The organism is Kitasatospora sp. NPDC058170, from assembly GCF_042883905.1.
Taxonomy (GTDB): Bacteria; Actinomycetota; Actinomycetes; order Streptomycetales; family Streptomycetaceae; genus Kitasatospora.
Genome location: NZ_JBHVUV010000015.1, coordinates 103,373 through 120,097, shown reverse-complemented (window position 1 = coordinate 120,097; position 16,725 = coordinate 103,373). Strand labels below are relative to the sequence as shown.

General features: G+C 72.7%; 17 protein-coding genes. 5 read left to right on the top strand and 12 right to left on the bottom strand.

Translation table 11 applies throughout. From position 1 onward, the window contains the following. The first annotated feature begins 22 nt into the window (after positions 1-22). Entirely contained in the window at positions 23-790 is a 768-nt protein-coding gene (locus ACFVVX_RS18595; RefSeq protein ID WP_387946741.1) for an NDP-sugar synthase, read from the top strand. Between the two features lie 221 nt (positions 791-1,011). Here the strand turns inward: ACFVVX_RS18595 and ACFVVX_RS18590 are convergent, their stop codons facing one another. From ACFVVX_RS18590 to ACFVVX_RS18560, 7 genes are all read right to left on the bottom strand, one after another. Continuing rightward, on the bottom strand, positions 1,012-2,652 hold the full coding sequence (locus tag ACFVVX_RS18590; RefSeq protein ID WP_387946739.1) for a DoxX family membrane protein: 1,641 nt from the start codon (positions 2,650-2,652) through the stop codon (positions 1,012-1,014). Positions 2,653-2,980: 328 nt separating this feature from the next. After that, positions 2,981-3,976, bottom strand: a complete 996-nt coding sequence (gene rlmB / locus ACFVVX_RS18585; RefSeq protein ID WP_387946737.1) for a 23S rRNA (guanosine(2251)-2'-O)-methyltransferase RlmB — start codon at positions 3,974-3,976, stop codon at positions 2,981-2,983. Positions 3,977-4,111: 135 nt separating this feature from the next. Beyond that, positions 4,112-5,506, bottom strand: a complete 1,395-nt coding sequence (cysS, locus tag ACFVVX_RS18580; RefSeq protein WP_387946735.1) for a cysteine--tRNA ligase — start codon at positions 5,504-5,506, stop codon at positions 4,112-4,114. 131 nt (positions 5,507-5,637) lie between these two features. Further along, positions 5,638-6,033: a PPOX class F420-dependent oxidoreductase gene (locus ACFVVX_RS18575; protein ID WP_387946733.1), complete on the bottom strand. Its 396-nt coding sequence runs from the start codon at positions 6,031-6,033 to the stop codon at positions 5,638-5,640. 200 nt (positions 6,034-6,233) lie between these two features. After that, positions 6,234-6,782 (bottom strand): 2-C-methyl-D-erythritol 2,4-cyclodiphosphate synthase, encoded by a 549-nt coding sequence (gene ispF, locus ACFVVX_RS18570; RefSeq protein WP_387946731.1) that lies wholly within the window; start codon positions 6,780-6,782, stop codon positions 6,234-6,236. Next, positions 6,772-7,521 carry a 2-C-methyl-D-erythritol 4-phosphate cytidylyltransferase gene (gene ispD, locus ACFVVX_RS18565; RefSeq protein ID WP_387946896.1) on the bottom strand — a complete coding sequence of 250 codons (750 nt, stop codon included), beginning with the start codon at positions 7,519-7,521 and terminating at the stop codon, positions 6,772-6,774. Before ispD ends, ispF begins: the two co-directional genes overlap by 11 nt. A gap of 278 nt (positions 7,522-7,799) precedes the next feature. Beyond that, complete coding sequence (locus tag ACFVVX_RS18560) at positions 7,800-8,282, bottom strand: CarD family transcriptional regulator (RefSeq protein WP_030244332.1); 483 nt, start codon at positions 8,280-8,282, stop codon at positions 7,800-7,802. Positions 8,283-8,299: 17 nt separating this feature from the next. Here ACFVVX_RS18560 and ACFVVX_RS18555 point away from each other — a divergent pair, with 17 nt between their 5' ends. After that, positions 8,300-8,638, top strand: a complete 339-nt coding sequence (locus ACFVVX_RS18555; protein WP_387946729.1) for a hypothetical protein — start codon at positions 8,300-8,302, stop codon at positions 8,636-8,638. Positions 8,639-8,778: 140 nt separating this feature from the next. After that, positions 8,779-9,426: a DUF461 domain-containing protein gene (locus ACFVVX_RS18550; RefSeq protein ID WP_387946727.1), complete on the top strand. Its 648-nt coding sequence runs from the start codon at positions 8,779-8,781 to the stop codon at positions 9,424-9,426. Between the two features lie 116 nt (positions 9,427-9,542). Here the strand turns inward: ACFVVX_RS18550 and ACFVVX_RS18545 are convergent, their stop codons facing one another. Both ACFVVX_RS18545 and ACFVVX_RS18540 read right to left on the bottom strand, forming a co-directional pair. Continuing rightward, a complete protein-coding gene (locus ACFVVX_RS18545; protein ID WP_387946725.1) occupies positions 9,543-10,238 on the bottom strand; it encodes a response regulator in 696 nt (231 codons plus the stop codon). Between the two features lie 2 nt (positions 10,239-10,240). Beyond that, on the bottom strand, positions 10,241-11,617 hold the full coding sequence (locus ACFVVX_RS18540) for a sensor histidine kinase (RefSeq protein ID WP_387946723.1): 1,377 nt from the start codon (positions 11,615-11,617) through the stop codon (positions 10,241-10,243). A 306-nt stretch (positions 11,618-11,923) separates the two neighbouring features. Between ACFVVX_RS18540 and phoU the strand changes: the two genes are divergently transcribed. Continuing rightward, a complete protein-coding gene (gene phoU, locus ACFVVX_RS18535; protein WP_387946721.1) occupies positions 11,924-12,604 on the top strand; it encodes a phosphate signaling complex protein PhoU in 681 nt (226 codons plus the stop codon). 516 nt (positions 12,605-13,120) lie between these two features. On the opposite strand, the gene ACFVVX_RS18530 is transcribed toward phoU, so the two are convergent. Beyond that, positions 13,121-13,708: a lytic polysaccharide monooxygenase gene (locus ACFVVX_RS18530; RefSeq protein ID WP_387946719.1), complete on the bottom strand. Its 588-nt coding sequence runs from the start codon at positions 13,706-13,708 to the stop codon at positions 13,121-13,123. Between the two features lie 259 nt (positions 13,709-13,967). Continuing rightward, positions 13,968-14,726 (bottom strand): phosphoglyceromutase, encoded by a 759-nt coding sequence (locus ACFVVX_RS18525; RefSeq protein WP_387946717.1) that lies wholly within the window; start codon positions 14,724-14,726, stop codon positions 13,968-13,970. A gap of 149 nt (positions 14,727-14,875) precedes the next feature. Here ACFVVX_RS18525 and ACFVVX_RS18520 point away from each other — a divergent pair, with 149 nt between their 5' ends. Beyond that, positions 14,876-16,162: an MDR family MFS transporter gene (locus ACFVVX_RS18520; RefSeq protein WP_387946715.1), complete on the top strand. Its 1,287-nt coding sequence runs from the start codon at positions 14,876-14,878 to the stop codon at positions 16,160-16,162. Here the strand turns inward: ACFVVX_RS18520 and ACFVVX_RS18515 are convergent. Then, positions 16,155-16,682: a YbjN domain-containing protein gene (locus ACFVVX_RS18515; protein WP_387946713.1), complete on the bottom strand. Its 528-nt coding sequence runs from the start codon at positions 16,680-16,682 to the stop codon at positions 16,155-16,157. The genes ACFVVX_RS18520 and ACFVVX_RS18515 overlap by 8 nt on opposite strands. Positions 16,683-16,725: the final 43 nt, after the last annotated feature.

The following is a 16,725-nucleotide window of genomic DNA, read 5'->3' as shown; positions in this document are numbered from 1 at the left end:
GGCGCCCGCCTATTGTTCAGGCATGACCGCTGAGAGCACGCCCCCGCAGTCCCCGAGGCCCCAACCGACCGTCGTCACCCAGGCGGTGATCCTGGCCGGCGGCCAGGGCAGTCGGCTGCGGCCCTACACGGACGACCGCCCGAAGGCCCTGGTCGAGATCCCGGGGACGGGCATCCCGATCCTCGGGCACCAGCTGGCCTGGCTCGCCTCCGAGGGCGTCACCGACGTGGTCATCTCCTGCGGGCACCTGGCCGAGGTGCTGGAGGAGTGGCTCGACAAGGCCGACCTGCCGCTGAGCGTGCGGACCGTCGTGGAGGCCGAGCCGCTCGGGCGCGGCGGCGGGCTGAAGTACGCCGCCAAGGCGCTGCCCCGCCCCGAGGAGCCCTGGTACGCCACCAACGGCGACATCTGGACCCGCTTCAGCCTGCGCGACATGGCCGCCTTCCACCACGAGCGGGACGCCGTCGCGACGCTCGCGCTGGCCCGGCCGCGGATCCCCTGGGGGGCCGTGGAGACGGACCAGTTCGGCAACGTGCTGGACTTCATCGAGGCCCCGCCCTCGCCGTTCCTGATCAACGCCGGCCTCTACGTGTTCAGCCCGGACTTCGCCGAGCTGCTGCCGGACGTCGGCGACCACGAGCGCACCACCTTCCCGCAGTTGGCCCGGAGCAAGCGCCTGGCGGGCTACCAGCTGCCGCAGGGCGTCTACTGGCGGGCCATCGACACCGCGAAGGACCTCACCGAGGCGGCCAAGGAACTCGCCGCCGGGGCCGGCCGCACCCCGCAGTAGCCGAGCCGGCCGAGCACCGACCGGAGCCGTCCGACCGGAGCTGCCCGCACCCCGCACTGCGGCCGAGCCGCAGGAACCAGCAGCACAGGAGCCAGCAGCAGGAGAAACGATCGGCCGGGTGCTCCCCCACGGAGCACCCGGCCGACTCGTCCGCCCGGCTGGGCGGTGGGACCGCAGGACCGCCCAACCGGGCGGCCACCACGGTCAGGTGGACGTCACGGTCAGGTGGACGTCGCCGCCCCCGGCCGCGAGGCCCGGCCGCCGCCGCCCAGCTCGGCCAGCGGTCCGCTGCCCAGCACCCCGCCCAACAGGCCTGAGCCGGACCCGGATCCGGCCCCGCTGCTCGGGCTCGGTTTGGGCGCCGTCCCCGAACTGCCGCCCGGCGCCGGAGTGCTGCGCTGCGCGGGCGCCGAACCGGCCGGGGCCGCCGCCGTCGGAGCCGCCGGAGCCGGGCTCGCGCCGGCCTCCGGCTTGGTCGAGCGGGCCTTGCCGCTCGGGGTGGCCGTCGCCGCCTTCGGCGAGGCCGGCGCGGTGGACGCCGGACCGGTCGGCGCGCTGGGCGCGGGCGAGGCCGGACGCGATGCCGTCGGCGAGGGCGAGGGCGAGGTGGTGGACGTGCCCTGGCCGCCGCCGGCGGGCGCGGACGGGCCGCCGGACGGCCAGACCGGGGTGCCGTAGTCGGTGGCGGGCCTGGCCGGCGCGGGGTGCGGCCGACTGCCGGTCCGGACCGCCGCACCCAGCATCGAGCCGAGCAGCAGGGTCAGGCCGACCACCACCGCGGTGACCACCGCGCCCCGGCGCAGCACCCGGCGGCGCTGCGCCGCCGGAGCGCCGGAGCCGTGCCGCCGCCAGGCCTCCAGGTTGAGCCGCCCGTCCAGCGAGGCGAACGGCGCACCGGCGATCAGCAGCGGGCTCCACGCCGCCAGGAAGATCAGGTCGGGGGTGTCGTAGACCGGTACCGACCGCCAGCTGACGGTGAACAGCAGCGCAGCGGAGAGCAGCATCGCCGCCCCGGCCGCGAGCCGCTGCCAGAGGCCGAGGATGGTCAGCACGCCGACCACGATCTCGGTGAACGACACCACCAGGCCGGAGCCGACCGGGTGCGCCATGGCGAAGGCCAGCAGCGGATCGGCGACCTTCCACGGGTGCAGCGAGGAGAGCCAGCGCATCATCGAACCGCGCTCGCCGCCGTCGAAGTACACCGGGTCGCAGAGCTTGCTGAACCCGGCGTAGACGGACAGCGAGCCGAGCACGACCCGCAGCGGCAGCAGCACCAGGCCAAGGTCGACCCGGCGACCGGGATACCACGGCTGCTTTGCGTCGCCCGCCGCGGCGGAGACCTCGGGCAGCTCACCGCTCGGGGTCCAGCCCTGGGGTGCGCCGACCGGACCGATGCCGGCCTCGGTCGCGCTGCCGGTGCCCTCGCGGGGCTGGCGGGGGACGGTCCGCGCGCCCGCGTACGGCGCGATCACCTGCGTGTCGTCGTCCACCGGGACGCCGCCCGCGCCGACCCGCGCGCCCACCCCGACCGGCGTCGGCACGGTGGACAGCCGGACGGCCTCCAGCAGCTGGGTGGCCGCCAGGTCCCCGGGGGGCGCCTGCCCTGTCCAGGTGACGGCGGTGACCCGGCCCTTGCGGCGCGGTGCGCCCGCCCCGCCGAGCGCGGGCACGGTGGAGGCGGGCACGATCACCTGCGGGGTGACCAGCGGACGGCGGATCAGGCCCTGGGTGTTGTACGGGTCGCCGAACGCGGCGCCGGGGGACAGCAGTCCGGCCGGAGCCTCGATCAGCGGCGCCACCGGTGCCGCGAGCCGGAGCCGGAAGCTCGCCTGGGTGCTGCTGAGCCGAGCGGGGTCGGACATCACCTTGACGGTGTTGAGGCCGGGGCCCGCGTCTATCCCGGTACTGCCGCCGCCCAGCAGGGGGCGCCGAGGTGTTCTGGTGTCCACACCCGTCTAACCGGGTGACACCCGGTTAGGACACTCTCCCGGGTGGATTCCCGGCGCCCCCTTGAAGTGATCATGAGAAAAGCGATCGGGCCCGGTCGAGCCCGATCGCTTCCCACCCGGATTGCGGAGAATTCAGAAGATCTCCCGCGCGCCGGCCCTCTGCTGTGATCGGCCTCGACCGACCTGTCCGTGCCGGTCTCAGCCGTCCGTGCCGGTCTCGGCCGGCCCGTCCCTACCGGTCTCAGCCGACCTTGCTGCGCATCCGCGCGGCCTCGTACAGGACGATGCCCGCCGCGACACCGGCATTCAGCGACTCGGTGGCGCCCGGCATCGGGATCCGGACCCGGATGTCGCAGGTCTCCGCGACCAGCCGGGACAGGCCCTTGCCCTCGCTGCCGGCCACGATCACGACCGGGCCGGTCAGCGCCTCGAGGTCGCCGATCTCGGCCTCGCCGTCGGCGGCCAGGCCGACCACCAGCAGGCCGGCCTTCTGGTAGGCCTCCAGGGCCCGGGTCAGGTTGGTGGCACGGGCCACGGGCAGCCGCGCCGCCGCACCGGAGGAGGTCTTCCAGGCACCGGCGGTCATCCCGGCCGCGCGACGCTCGGGGATGACCACGCCGTGCGCACCGAAGGCGGCGGCCGAGCGGACCACGGCGCCGAGGTTGCGCGAGTCAGTGACGCCGTCCAGCGCCATGATCAGCGCGTCCTCGCCGGCGTCCGAGGCCCCGTTCAGCAGGTCCTCCGGGTGCGCGTACTCGTACGGCGGGACCTGGAGCACCAGACCCTGGTGGTTGAGGCCGCCGGTCATCTGGTCCAGCTGCGGGCGCGGGGCCTCCATCAGCGGGATGCCCCGGTCGTTGGCCGCCTGGAAGGCGTCGCGGACCCGGTCGTCGGTGTCGATGAACTGCATGACGTACAGCGCGGTGGCCGGCACGCCGCCCTGCAGCGCCTCGACCACCGAGTTGCGCCCCACGACCAGCTCGGCGGCACCGGCGCCGCCGCGGCCGCCCCGGCCGCCACCGCCGGCCCGGCGCATGCCGGCCCGGGCTTTGGCGTCCCGCTCGCGCTTCAGCGCGGCGTTCGCCTGGCGCTGCTTGGGGTGCCCCTTGCGCTCCGCGCCGGGCGGGGTCGGGCCCTTGCCCTGGAGTGCCTTCCGGCTGTGGCCGCCGGTACCGACACTCGCGCCCTTCTTCGATCCGGGGTTGCGGCGGTTCCTGCGTGCACTGTTGCCGGCCATGGCTGTACTTCCTGTCTGTCCGGCATGCCCGGCCGCACCGGTGAACCCGGTGGCGGCCGACGGCATGCGCTACGTCATGCGGGAGGGCCGCACCGGTCCGGTACGGCCCACCCTCACCCCTGTCGTCAGATGGGGTTACTGGTTGTTGATCGTCCAGCGCGGGCCGGACGGGGTGTCCTCGATCGCCAGCCCGGCCAGGCCGAGCTGGTCGCGGATGGCATCCGCGGTGGCGAAGTCCTTGCGCACCCGGGCCGCCTGCCGCTGGTCCAGGACCAGGCGAACCAGCGAATCGACCACGCCGTGCAGGTCCTCACCGCGCTCCGCCCCGGCCCACTGCGGGTCGAGCGGGTCAAGACCCAGCACTCCGAGCATCGCACGGACCTCGGCCAGACGCGCCACCGCGTTCTCCTTGTCGTCCGCGGTGAGGGCGCTGTTGCCCTGGCGGACGGCGGTGTGCACGATGGCCAGCGCCTGCGGGACGCCCAGGTCGTCGTCCATCGCCTCGGCGAAGGCCGGCGGCACCTCGGGTGCGGCGTCGACCGCGCCGCAGCGCTCGACCACGCGCTGGATGAAGCCCTCGATCCGGCCGAAACCGGCCTCGGCCTCGCGCAGCGACTCCTCGCTGTACTCGATCATCGAGCGGTAGTGCGGGGCGGCGAGGTAGTAGCGCAGGACGATCGGACGCCAGCGCTCGACCATCTCGGAGACCAGCACCGAGTTGCCGAGCGACTTGCTCATCTTCTCGCCGCTCATGGTGACCCAGGCGTTGTGCACCCAGAAGTTGGCGAAATCGTCGCCGTACGCCTTGGACTGGGCGATCTCGTTCTCGTGGTGCGGGAAGATCAGGTCGATCCCGCCGCCGTGGATGTCGAACGCCCGACCCAGGTACTTGTGCGCCATCGCGGAGCACTCCAGGTGCCAGCCGGGACGGCCGCAGCCCCACGGGGTGTTCCAGCTCGGCTCGCCCGGCTTGGCGGACTTCCACATCGCGAAGTCGCGCGGGTCCCGCTTGCCCGTCTCGCCCTCGCCCTCGGGCTGGCGCAGGTTCTCCAGCTTCTGGTTGGAGAGTTGGAGGTAGCCGGGGTGGGACTTCACGTCGAAGTAGACGTTGCCGTCGGCGGCGTAGGCGTGCCCCTTGGCGATGAGCGCCTGCATCATCTCGATCATCTCGGGGATGTGCCCGGTCGCCCGCGGCTCCACGGTCGGCGGCAGGCAGCCGAGCGCCGCGTAGCCGTCGTTGAAGGCCCGCTCGTTGGCGTAGGCGATCTGCCACCAGGGCGTGCCCAGCTCGCGTTCCTTGGCGATGACCTTGTCGTCGATGTCGGTGACGTTCCGGGCGAAGGTCACCTGGTAGCCGCGGTAGGCGAACCACCGCTGCATGACGTCGAAGTTGAGCCCGGACCGGATGTGCCCGATATGAGGCGCCGACTGGACGGTAGCGCCACACAGGTAGATCGAGACACAACCCGGTACAAGCGGGACGAAGTCGCGTACCTGGCGGGTGCTGGTGTCGTACAGGCGAATGCTCACAGCGTCAAGCGTAGTGGGCAGCAGGGGGTGCCCCGCGACATTCTGAAATGTCAATACCGCGGCAGCGCCGTTTCACGTACGTGACTTTGCGGAGGCACCCCCTCCGGGACGCCTCCGCCGCCCCGCTCGGGTCAGAGGTTCCCGATCACCTTGCGCGGGCTGAGCCGGACCACGACCCGCACGTCGTCCGGGCCGTCGTAGCCGTAGGAGTCGTCGCCGCGGTACTTGCGCGCCAGCTCGTCGATCAGCTCCCGGCCACCCTCCCGGGTGAAGGTCGCCTCGCCGCGCAGCTCCACGTAGGTGTAGGGGCTCTCCGGCGGATTGAGCACCAGCGAGATCCTCGGGTCCTTCACCAGATTGAGGTGCTTGCGGCGGCCCTCCACGGTGGAGAACAGGACGTCGTCGCCGTCCCGCTTCACCCAGACCACCGAGGACTGGGGACTGCCGTCGGGCTGGATCGTGGAGACCACGGCGAAGCTCTTGCCGTCGATCAGGGCCTTGGCCCGGTCGGAGAGGTGTGCGGCCATCGGGGGACCTCGTCTCGTCAAGCGGCGTCAGGAGGGGGCCTGCCGAGGGGCCCGCACCGAACGGTAGCGACTCCCAACCCCGCACGGTCTCCTGAACACCCGTCAATGCCCGGGTATTCCCCGATCGGCCACCCGGACCGGCCCGCCGGCCTCTGCGCCGCCCGGACCGGCCCGGAGAGGCCCCCGTGAGGGGCCCGGGCTCAGCGGCGCTCGTAGACCAGGGCGGTCGCGATCGCCGCGAGGCCCTCGGCCCGGCCGGTCAGCCCGAGGCCGTCCGTGGTCGTGCCGGAGACGGAGACCGGGGCGCCGACGGCGGCCGAGAGCGCGGCCTGCGCCTCGTCCCGGCGCTTGCCGATCTTCGGCCGGACACCGATCACCTGGACCGAGACGTTGCCGATCTCGAAGCCCGCCGCCCGGACCAGCCGGGCCGCCTCGCCGAGCAGCGTCGCCCCGGAGGCGCCGGACCACTCGGGCCGGTCGGTGCCGAAGTGCGCGCCCAGGTCGCCGATCCCGGCGGCCGAGAACAGCGCGTCACAGGCCGCGTGGGCGGCCACGTCGGCGTCCGAGTGCCCGGCCAGGCCGTACTCGGCACCGGGCCACTCCAGTCCGGCCACCCAGAGCGGGCGGCCGGCCTCGAAGGCGTGCACGTCGGTGCCGACGCCCACCCGCGGCAGGACGGGCGGCGCGGCCGGCGGCGCCGCGGACGGCGTGGCGGACTGCGTGGCGGACGGCGTGGGATCAGAAGCCATCGGAGGCCCTCCGGCGGGCGAGTACGGCCTCGGCGAGCACGAGGTCCAGCGGACGGGTCACCTTGAACGCCTCCTCGTGACCGGGCACCACGACCACCCGGCCGCCGAAGCGCTCGACCAGGCCGGCGTCGTCGGTGACCGGCGGCAGGCCGCCCTCGGCCTCCTCGGTCAGCGCCTTGGCGTGCACCTCGGCCAGCGTGGCGCGGCGGAAGCCCTGCGGGGTCTGCACTGCGCGCAGGGTGGCCCGGTCGGGCGTGTCGAGCACCGGCTCGGGCCCGCCCGGGTTCGGCTCGACCCGCTTGACGGTGTCGGCCAGCGGTACCGCGGGGACCACCGCCTCGGCCCCGGCGCGGACGGCGGCGGCGACCGCGTCCACCACCTCGACCGGCACGAGCGGGCGGGCCGCGTCGTGCACCAGGACGATCTCCACCTCGGCCGGGATCGCGGCCAGCCCGAGGCGCACCGACTCCTGCCGGGTCTCGCCGCCGGCCACCACCCGGATGTCCTTGCCGTCCAGGCCGTGGCTGTCCAGCAGGGCGACCACCTCGGCGACGCCGGCCGCCGGGGCGGCGACCACCACCAGGCCGACCGCCCGGCTGCGGGCCAGCGCCCGGACGGCGTGCACCAGGAGCGGCACCCCGCCCAGTTCCCGCAGGGCCTTCGGGGCCCCGGGCCCCAGCCGCTCGCCGCGTCCGGCGGCGGGCACCACTGCTGCTGCGACTGCTGCTGTGGCGTTCAGGTTTCACTCCTTCGGCGAAGTGGGTATGGCCTTGGCGTGCACGACGGGCGCGGACCCCTTCCGAAGCAGCACGGTCCTCCGCCCGCAGAAACGGTCTTTCAGATGTGAACGGGGGAACGGTTCACCGGCGCGGGGTGCGGCCGCCTTCCGGACACGCCTCAGCGCCCGAGGTGCCACTGCACCACTCCAGGACGGTTCATCCTGTGAGCGGCGCGCGGACATCGGGCGCTGTGAGCGTAACGGGCGCTTGAGCGGGGTGGGGCGCGAGCCCGACCGCGCTACGAGGCGAGGACCTCGTCGAGCAGCGTCTCCGCCTTGTCCTCGTTGGTGTTCTCGGCCAGCGCGAGCTCGCTGACGAGGATCTGGCGGGCCTTGGCGAGCATGCGCTTCTCGCCGGCCGACAGACCGCGCTCGCGCTCGCGACGCCAAAGATCGCGCACAACCTCGGCGACCTTGATAACGTCACCCGAGGCGAGCTTCTCGAGGTTTGCCTTGTAGCGACGGGACCAGTTGGTCGGCTCTTCGGTGTACGGTGCGCGAAGCACCTCGAAGACCCGGTCCAGACCCTCCTGGCCGACTACATCGCGCACGCCGACGAACTCCGCGTTCTCGGCGGGCACGCGGAGCGTCAGGTCTCCCTGCTGCACCTTGAGCACCAGGTAGGTCTTGTCCACACCTTTGATCTGGCGAATTTCGATGGCCTCGATCAGCGCGGCCCCGTGATGGGGGTAGACCACCGTGTCGCCAACCTTGAACGTCATGTGACAGGACCCCTTCCGTGGCTTTCCAGAATAACACGCTTTTCGGCGCACCCGAAGGGCGTTTTCGCAGGTCAGGGCCGGTCTCGGGGCTTGACAAGGACCCCCATGACGTGCTGCGACCGGTGTTCGACGCGGGCTTCCCGCAGGTCGGAGGCGGTTCCGGCACCTACCGAAACCTGCGGCAACACTCCCGAAACCGTGATTGGATCTTGAATTTTCACCGTTTATCGGGCCGTTTCCCGATCGTGATCCGATCTTGGTCGACTCCCGGCGCGCCGCCGGGGCGGTTCCGCGGGCAATACCCGACCGTGTCGCCGGTCGGCGCGCCCGGGCCGAAGCTTGACCTGAACACGTAGAACTTCGGCCGTACGGGCGCCGGACAGGGGCCGGGAGCGCGACACGGGGACCCACCCCGTGAAGAGCGCATAAGCGAGGTCGATAATCTGAGACCTGACCACCCGACACGTGACCTTTACCTTTAGGAGAAGCCGCCGCCGTGAGCCGCAGCCTTCGACGCGGCAGCATCGCCGCCCTCGCCGCCCTGGCCATCGTTTCGCTGTCCTCCTGCGCGACCGGCAACTCGCCGGAGACCCTGGAGATCAAGCCTGACAACGCCTCGGCGACGCTCGGTACGAACCTCCGACTGAACAACATCGTCGTCGTCACCGGCGACGAGTCCTCGGGCGAGCACACCGGCCCCGCCAGCGTGACGGTGAACATCAGCAACAGCGGCACCGAGCCCGTCGAGCTGGCGTCCGTCACCGTGGGCGCCGGCACGACCGCCGTCCTCGCCGACGAGAAGGGCGCCCCGCTGACCGGCATCGTCGTGCCGGCCGGTGGCGCGGTGCTGCTGGGCGGCGACGGCAACCCGTCCGCCAAGGTCGCCTCGGCCACCCTGAGCGTGGGCGGCTTCGTGCCGACCACCTTCGCCTTCAAGAGCGGCGACAAGGTCGCGGCCGAGGCCGCGGTCAGCCCGAACAAGGGCGTCTACAAGGGCTACGGCCCGACCGCCTCCCCGGCGGCCGCGCCGTCCAAGGCCGCCCCGGCCTCGCCCGCCGCCTCCGGCTCGGCCTCCCCGGCCGCCGCCTCCACCGGTGCGGCCACGCCGTCCGGCGGTGCCTCGACGGCCGCCGCCGCGCACTGACGTCCGGCCCCCCGGGGCTGGGCACCACACGGGGAAGGCCCCCCTCCGGCGGATACCGGAGGGGGGCCTTCGCCGTGTGCCGCAGTCGGGCGCCGCAAGTCGGGCGCCGCGGCGGTTTACGGCTCGAACTTGTAGCCCAGGCCACGCACCGTGACCAGGTAGCGCGGGGCGCCCGGGTCCGGCTCGATCTTCGCCCGCAGGCGCTTGACGTGGACGTCCAGGGTCTTGGTGTCGCCGACGTAGTCCGCACCCCAGACCCGGTCGATCAGCTGCATCCGGGTGAGCACCCGGCCCGCGTTGCGCAGCAGCATCTCCAGCAGGTCGAACTCCTTGAGCGGCAGGTCGACCTTGGCGCCGTCCACCGTCACCACGTGGCGGTCCACGTCCATCCGGACCGGGCCCGCCTCCAGGGCGCCCGGGCCGCCGCCGTTGTCGCCGATGCCGTCGGCCTCGCCGCGCCGGCGCAGCACCGCGCGGATCCGGGCGACCAGCTCGCGGGTGGAGTACGGCTTGGTGACGTAGTCGTCAGCGCCTATCTCCAGCCCGACGACCTTGTCGATCTCGCTGTCCTTGGCGGTCACCATGATCACCGGGACGTTGGAGCGCACCCGCAGCTGGCGGCAGACCTCGGTACCCGGCAGGCCCGGCAGCATCAGGTCGAGCAGGACGAGGTCGGCACCGTTGCGTTCGAACTGCTCCAGGGCGTCGGGGCCGGTGGCGGCGATGGCCACCTCGAAGCCTTCCTTGCGGAGCATGTACGAGAGGGCGTCGCTGAACGACTCCTCGTCCTCGACCACCAGTACTCGGGTCACGATCAGGCCTCCGGGGCAAGCTGCTGGGTTGTGTCTGACAGGGGTGCTGCGGGCTCCCCGGCGGGGAGCGGCCGGTCCGGGCGGCCCGTGGTGGCCGTCCGGTCCGTGAGGGTCTCGGGGGTCGTGGCGGCCGAGCCGGCCGTACCGGTCCCGGCCTCGGCGGCGGGCGCCTGGCCGGCGGGCAGGCGCACGGTGAAGGTGGAGCCCTGGCCTTCGACGCTCCACACCGAGACGGTACCGCCGTGCGAGGCGGCCACGTGCTTGACGATGGAGAGGCCGAGACCGGTGCCGCCGGTCTGCCGGGAGCGGGCCGGGTCGACCCGGTAGAACCGTTCGAAGACCCGCTCGCGGTCCTTCTCGGAGATGCCGATGCCCTGGTCGGTCACCGAGATCTCGATCAGCTCGCCGTCGGCCTCGCCGAGGGCGGCCGCGCTGGAGATCCGGCGGGTGGCGATCGCGACCCTGGTCCGCGGCGGGCTGTAGTTGACGGCGTTCTCGACCAGGTTGCCGAGCGCCGCGGCCAGCTGGCCGCGGTTGCCGTGCAGGTAGAGGCCGGCGATGCCGCCGGCCGCGATCAGGATCTGCTTGGCGGCGGCCTGCTGGCGGCAGCGGTCGATCGCCTCCGCGATCAGCTCGTCCACCGCGACCGGCTCCGGGTCGACCATCAGCCGGTCGTCCTGGACCCGGGAGAGGTCGATGATCTCCTGGACCAGGCTGGCCAGCCTGGTCGCCTCGATCTGCATCCGGCCGGCGAAGCGCTGGACGGCCTCCGGGTCGTCGGACGCGTCGGCGACCGCCTCGGAGAGCAGCGACAGCGCGCCGACCGGGGTCTTGAGCTCGTGGCTGACGTTGGCGACGAAGTCGCGGCGGACCGCCTCGACCCGGCGGCGGTCGGTCTGGTCCTCGACCAGGACCAGGACCAGCCGGGAGCCCAGCGGGGCGACCCGGACGGACACCGCGAGCGGCTCGGCGGCGCGGGCCGCGCCGGGGCGGGGCACCTCCAGCTCGACCTGGCGGATCTCGCCGTCCCGGCGGGTGGCGCGGGCCAGCGAGAGCATCTGGTCGACGGCCACCGCGCCGCCGCGGACCAGGCCCATGGCGTACGCCGCCGAGCTGGCCTTGACCACCTCGTCGCCCTCGCCGAGCACGATCGCGCAGGAGCGCAGCACGGAGAGTACGGTGTCGACCCCCGGAGGGAGCGGGGGTTCCTGGGGGCCGGTGCCCAGAGTCTGCTGCCGACCGCTGTTCTTGCCGCTGGTGCCGCTGTACCTGCCCCGGGCCTGTTCGCGCTCGCTCCAGCGGAATGCGATCGAGGCCGTGAGGCCGACGCCGAGCCCGGCTATGGCGCAGGCAGCGGCGGCGGCCACGTTCACGTCCATGCCGCCAGCCTAAGCGCACGGTGAGGGCGTTCCCCCTGGGTCGGATCAAGGGATCGGCCGCACGTTGCCGAGAATTCACCTTCACGTAGCTGCCGATTCACCGCGCGGGTCGTGCGTGGTCGCCCGGACGGCCCAGAGTTGGCCACGCAGCCCGTGTGGGACAGGGTGGCGGGCCGAACAGCCGTCCGTCGCCCCGGTGCGCGCGTAGCATTCGCGCCACCAGCAGCGGTCACTCGAACGCCGTACCGACGGTCGTACGGAATGACCGGTCGGCACCGCCACCGACACAGCTACTGAGGAGAGAGCATGCGCGACGCGTACCACGAGGAACTCGACTCGATCGGCGACAGCCTGGTCGAGATGGCCCGGCTGGTCGGCTCGGCCCTGGGGCGGGCCACCACGGCGCTCCTCGACGCGGACCTGGAGCTGGCGGAGAGCGTGATCGCCGCCGACCAGAAGGTCAACGACCTGCACCACGAGCTGGAGAACCGGGCCATCGACCTGCTGGCCCGCCAGCAGCCGGTCGCCACCGACCTGCGCATCGTCGTCACCTCGCTGCGGATGAGCGCCGACCTGGAGCGCTGCGGCGACCTCGCCCGGCACGTGGCCAAGGTGGCGCGGCTGCGCTACCCCGAGTCGGCGGTGCCGAGCGACCTGCACGCGACCGTCCTGGAGCTCGGCCAGCTCGCCCAGCGGCTGGTGGCCAAGGCCGGCCTGGTCATCGCCACCAAGGACGTCGACAAGGCGCTGGAGCTGGAGCAGGACGACGACGCGATCGACGCGCTGCACCGCGAGCTGTTCGCGCACCTGATCGACGACCGCTGGCACCACGGCATCGAGACCGCGGTGGACGTCACCCTGGTCGGCCGCTACTACGAGCGCTTCGCGGACCACGCCGTCTCGGTCGCCAAGCGCGTGGTGTACCTGGTGACCGGTGAGCACGTGGACGAGTTCGTGGCCGCCTCGGAGGCCGCCGCCGCGGAGTGACCTGCGGGGCGCACCCGCCCGGAGGGGCCTGAGGGGTTCGTCCGGGCGGGATGCTCACCCCCGGGGGTGAGTAAACCTCGGGCAGGGGTGGTGAGGGCGCACGACATCTCGGTGCCCCACCACTGCGCGCCCGTTGACGCTCCCTCCGCTCGGCGGTTTCACTCGATGCCGTAGGCACCGAAGTGTGCCCGTCACAAGGAGGGTCCAGCGCGATGAAGGCAAACCCGACCCGACCGACACCGGCACACGACACCGTAGAGCCGCCCGCTCCGAAGCTCCTGCCGGTCCTCGCGGCCGGTTGTGGCTGCGGTCCGGGCTGCGGCTGCGGCTGCCAGTCCGGCGCGCCCTGCCAGTGCGGCGGCGCCACGGGCGGCTGCTGCGGCCACTGACGCCGGCGGCCGGTTACCGCCGGCAGGCTCCGTGGTGCACGGCCGCCGTGGGAGACGGTCGTGCACCCCGGATCGCGGCCCGGTGCGGCCCGGTGCGGATCCGGGGGCCGGTGGCGATCCGGCCCGGTCAGAACCTCACGTCGGTGCAGGAGTAGAAGGCGTTGCCGGTGTCGGCGATCTCCCAGACCGCGACCACGACCTGGTGACCGGTCCGGCCGCCGGGGAGCACGGCCTTGTGGCTGACCGTGGACGGTATCTGCGTTCCGTTGTAGGGGACGGTGAGGAACGGCGTGAGTTCCAGGCTCGCGCGGGTCACCGGCTGGGCCGCGTTGTAGCCGGCCTTGGTGAGGTAGTACTTGAAGTTCGTGGTGGCGTGGCGCGCGGTGAACTTCCAGGTGAAGGTGAGCTGTTGCCCCGCCGTGACCGCGGTGGAGGGCCAGTTGCCGCCGCGCGGGGCGTCCAGCTCGGCGAACCGGGAGTTGCCTCCGGCGCAGATCGCGCCGTCGGCCGGCCCCCTGGCCGGGAAGCCCTTCGGGCCCTCGACGCTCTGCGGCTCCCACTGGATCTCACCGCAGCCGGTGACGGTGCCCGCCGCACAGAGCGCGGCCCGGCTGGGCGGGGTCGTGATGTAGCCGTGCGACTGCGCCGGCAGAGCCAGCGTGAGCGGTACCGCGAGCGCGGCCAGCACCGCCCCGACGATATGACGTTTGCGCATGGTGCTCCTCCGTGGGGGTGGATGGAGAGTGCGCCGGGCGCAGTCACACGCGCATGGGGGTGCGGCGGACCAGGGGTCTTGGGGGCGACCTCTGGCATGCCTGCGCCAGGTCGGTGCTCACACGGTAGGAGCCGCCACCGGGGCCGTCAATGGTCTGAACCACTTTTGCAGCAGTCAACAGCCCTGCTCCACAGCGGAGTTGAACGACAAAGGCCCCGCCCCCGGATATCCGGAAAGCGGGGCCCGAGCGTCTCCGGGCTTACTTCTTGCCCTGGTTCTTGACCGCCTCGATGGCGGCCGCGGCGGCGTCCGCGTCCAGGTAGCGGCCGCCCTTGGTGACGGGCTTGAAGTCGGCGTCCAGCTCGTACACCAGCGGGATGCCGGTCGGGATGTTGAGGCCGGCGATGTCCTCGTCGGAGATGCCGTCCAGGTGCTTGACCAGCGCGCGCAGGCTGTTGCCGTGGGCGGTGACCAGGACGGTCTTGCCGGCGGCCAGGTCCGGGACGATGGCGTCGTACCAGTACGGGAGCATCCGGTCGACGACGTCCTTCAGGCACTCGGTGGCCGGACGCAGCTCGCTCGGGATGTCGGCGTAGCGGGCGTCACCGGCCTGCGAGTACTCGGCGTCGTCGGCCAGCACCGGCGGCGGGGTGTCGTAGGAGCGGCGCCACAGCTGGAACTGCTCCTCGCCGAACTCGGCCAGGGTCTGGGCCTTGTCCTTGCCCTGGAGGGCGCCGTAGTGGCGCTCGTTCAGGCGCCAGCTGCGGCTGACCGGGATCCAGTGCCGGTCGGCCTTGTCCAGGGCGATCTGCGAGGTGCGGATGGCGCGGCGCAGCAGCGAGGTGTGCACCACATCGGGGAAGAAGCCCTCGGCGGCGAGCAGCTCGCCACCGCGTGCGGCCTCCTTCTCGCCCTTCTCGTTGAGGTCGACGTCGACCCAACCGGTGAACAGGTTCTTCTGGTTCCACTGGCTCTCGCCGTGGCGGAGGAGGATGAGTCGGTACGTCGTGTCAGCCATGGCGCCCAGCTTAGTGGAGGCGGGAAAAACCCCCTGGTCGGGACCACCCCCCCTGTGTAATGTGTGCACAGCACTTGTGCCACTTACCTCGACCGCTGTCCGGACCCACGGGTACCGCTCAGCGGCACGCCTGCCGCCGGGAGCCCGACATGCCCCATCTGCCCGTCTCCGCCCGTGTCCGCCGAGCCGCGAGCGAGACGATGGGCGGTCTGCCGCGGCAGTTCTGGTGGCTCTGGACGTCGACCCTGATCAACAAGCTGGGCGCGTTCGTGGTGACGTTTCTGGCGCTGTACCTCACGACCGACCGCGGGTACTCGGCCTCGTACGCGGGTCTGGTCGCCTCGCTGTTCGGCCTCGGCTCGGCGATCGCCTCCATCGGCGCCGGGGTGCTGACCGACCGGATCGGGCGCCGCCCGACGCTGGTCGCCGCCCAGCTCGGCACCGCGCTGTTCACGGCGGTGCTCGGCTTCACCGACGGCCAGGTGGCGATCGCCGTGGTCGCCTTCCTGGTGGGCCTGTGCAACAACGCGACCCGGCCGGCCACCTCGGCGATCATCGCGGACATCGTGCCCGCCGAGGACCGGGTCCGCGCCTACGCGCTGAACTACTGGGCGATCAACATCGGCTTCGGCATCTCGGCGGCCGCCGCCGGGCTGATCGCCACCCACGGCTATCTGACCCTGTTCCTGCTGGACGCGCTCTCCACCCTGATCTGCGCGGTCGTGATCTTCGTCCGGATCCCCGAGACCCGGCCGGACACCCCGGCCGGCCCCGCGGACCAGCCCGCGGTCGGCCTCGGCACGGTCTTCCGGGACACCCGCTTCATGGCGGTGGTCGGGCTCATGCTGCTGCTCGCGCTGGTCGCCCAGCAGGGCAGCACCACCCTGGCCGTGGACATGGGCCGGGCCGGGATCTCGGCCACCCAGTACGGCCTGGTGATCGGCCTCAACGGCCTGCTGATCGTGCTGCTGCAGATCCCGCTCACCCGCTGGATGGAGGGGCGCGACCGGACGGCGCTGCTGGTCGCCAGCGCGCTGCTGATCGGCTGGGGCTTCGGGCTGACCGCGCTGGCCGGTTCCTCCGCGTGGTTCTACGCGTTCACCGTCGCGGTCTGGACGATCGGCGAGATCCTGAGCGCGCCGACCATGATGGGCCTGGTCGCGGAGCTGTCGCCGACCCATGCCCGCGGCCGCTACCAGGGCGTCTACTCGCTGTCCTGGTCGCTCGCGTCGTTCCTCGGCCCGGCGGTCGGCGGTGTGCTGCTGGAGCAGGCCGGCAGCGGGGTGACGTGGGGCGCCTGTGCGGTCTGCGGCACCCTCGCGGCGGTGGGCTACGCCGTGCTGGGCCGGCGGCCCGGTGCGGCGACGGCCGCCGCGGTGGCGGCCGACCCGAAGACGGACGCCGCGACGGAGCCCGCCGCGGCCCGCGCTAGCTAGGCCCGGCCGGGTCCGTCGCGGGGGCGGCGAGGTGGGCGAAGGCGGCCAGGTTGCGGGTCGACTCCCCGCGCTTGGTCCGCCACTCCCACTCGCGCCGGATCGACGAGGCGAAGCCCAGCTCCAGCAGCGTGTTGAACGGCTCGTCGGCGTTCTCCAGCACCGTTCCGAGCAGCCGGTCCACGGTGTCCGCGGTGAGTGCCTCCAGCGGGAGCCGGCCCGTCAGGTAGACGTCGCCGAGCGGGTCGATCGCGTACGCGACGCCGTACAGCCTGGTGTTGCGCTCCAGCAGCCAGCGGTAGACGCCCTCGTGGTTCTCGTCCGGGCGGCGGATCAAGAAGGCGTTCACCGAGAGGGTGTGGTCGCCGACCCGCAGGGCGCAGGCGGTGCTCAGCTTCCGGGTGCCCGGAAGGCTCACGACCAGCGTGTACGGGTCGGCGGCGGCCGGCTCCCAGGTTGCCCCGGTGTCGTCCAGGGCGGTGCGCAGGAGGGTCAGGGCCTCGTCCTTGGTGCGGATTGCCATGGGGGTGACGTTACTCGGCGGTACCGTCGCGCGCAGCAGCGAC

Excerpts from the sequence above, each read along its gene's own strand:
- ACFVVX_RS18575 (WP_387946733.1), bottom strand. The coding sequence starts at position 6,033 with ATGGCCGCACACCTCTCCGACCGGGCCAAGGCCCTGATCGACGGCAAG.
- ACFVVX_RS18515 (WP_387946713.1), bottom strand. The coding sequence starts at position 16,682 with ATGGCAATCCGCACCAAGGACGAGGCCCTGACCCTCCTGCGCACCGCC.
- ACFVVX_RS18540 (WP_387946723.1), bottom strand. The coding sequence starts at position 11,617 with ATGGACGTGAACGTGGCCGCCGCCGCTGCCTGCGCCATAGCCGGGCTC.
- rlmB (WP_387946737.1), bottom strand. The coding sequence starts at position 3,976 with ATGGCCGGCAACAGTGCACGCAGGAACCGCCGCAACCCCGGATCGAAG.
- ispF (WP_387946731.1), bottom strand. The coding sequence starts at position 6,782 with ATGGCTTCTGATCCCACGCCGTCCGCCACGCAGTCCGCCACGCCGTCC.
- ACFVVX_RS18560 (WP_030244332.1), bottom strand. The coding sequence starts at position 8,282 with ATGACGTTCAAGGTTGGCGACACGGTGGTCTACCCCCATCACGGGGCC.
- ACFVVX_RS18590 (WP_387946739.1), bottom strand. The coding sequence starts at position 2,652 with ATGTCCGACCCCGCTCGGCTCAGCAGCACCCAGGCGAGCTTCCGGCTC.
- ACFVVX_RS18520 (WP_387946715.1), top strand. The coding sequence starts at position 14,876 with ATGCCCCATCTGCCCGTCTCCGCCCGTGTCCGCCGAGCCGCGAGCGAG.
- phoU (WP_387946721.1), top strand. The coding sequence starts at position 11,924 with ATGCGCGACGCGTACCACGAGGAACTCGACTCGATCGGCGACAGCCTG.
- ACFVVX_RS18525 (WP_387946717.1), bottom strand. The coding sequence starts at position 14,726 with ATGGCTGACACGACGTACCGACTCATCCTCCTCCGCCACGGCGAGAGC.
- ACFVVX_RS18595 (WP_387946741.1), top strand. The coding sequence starts at position 23 with ATGACCGCTGAGAGCACGCCCCCGCAGTCCCCGAGGCCCCAACCGACC.
- ACFVVX_RS18530 (WP_387946719.1), bottom strand. The coding sequence starts at position 13,708 with ATGCGCAAACGTCATATCGTCGGGGCGGTGCTGGCCGCGCTCGCGGTA.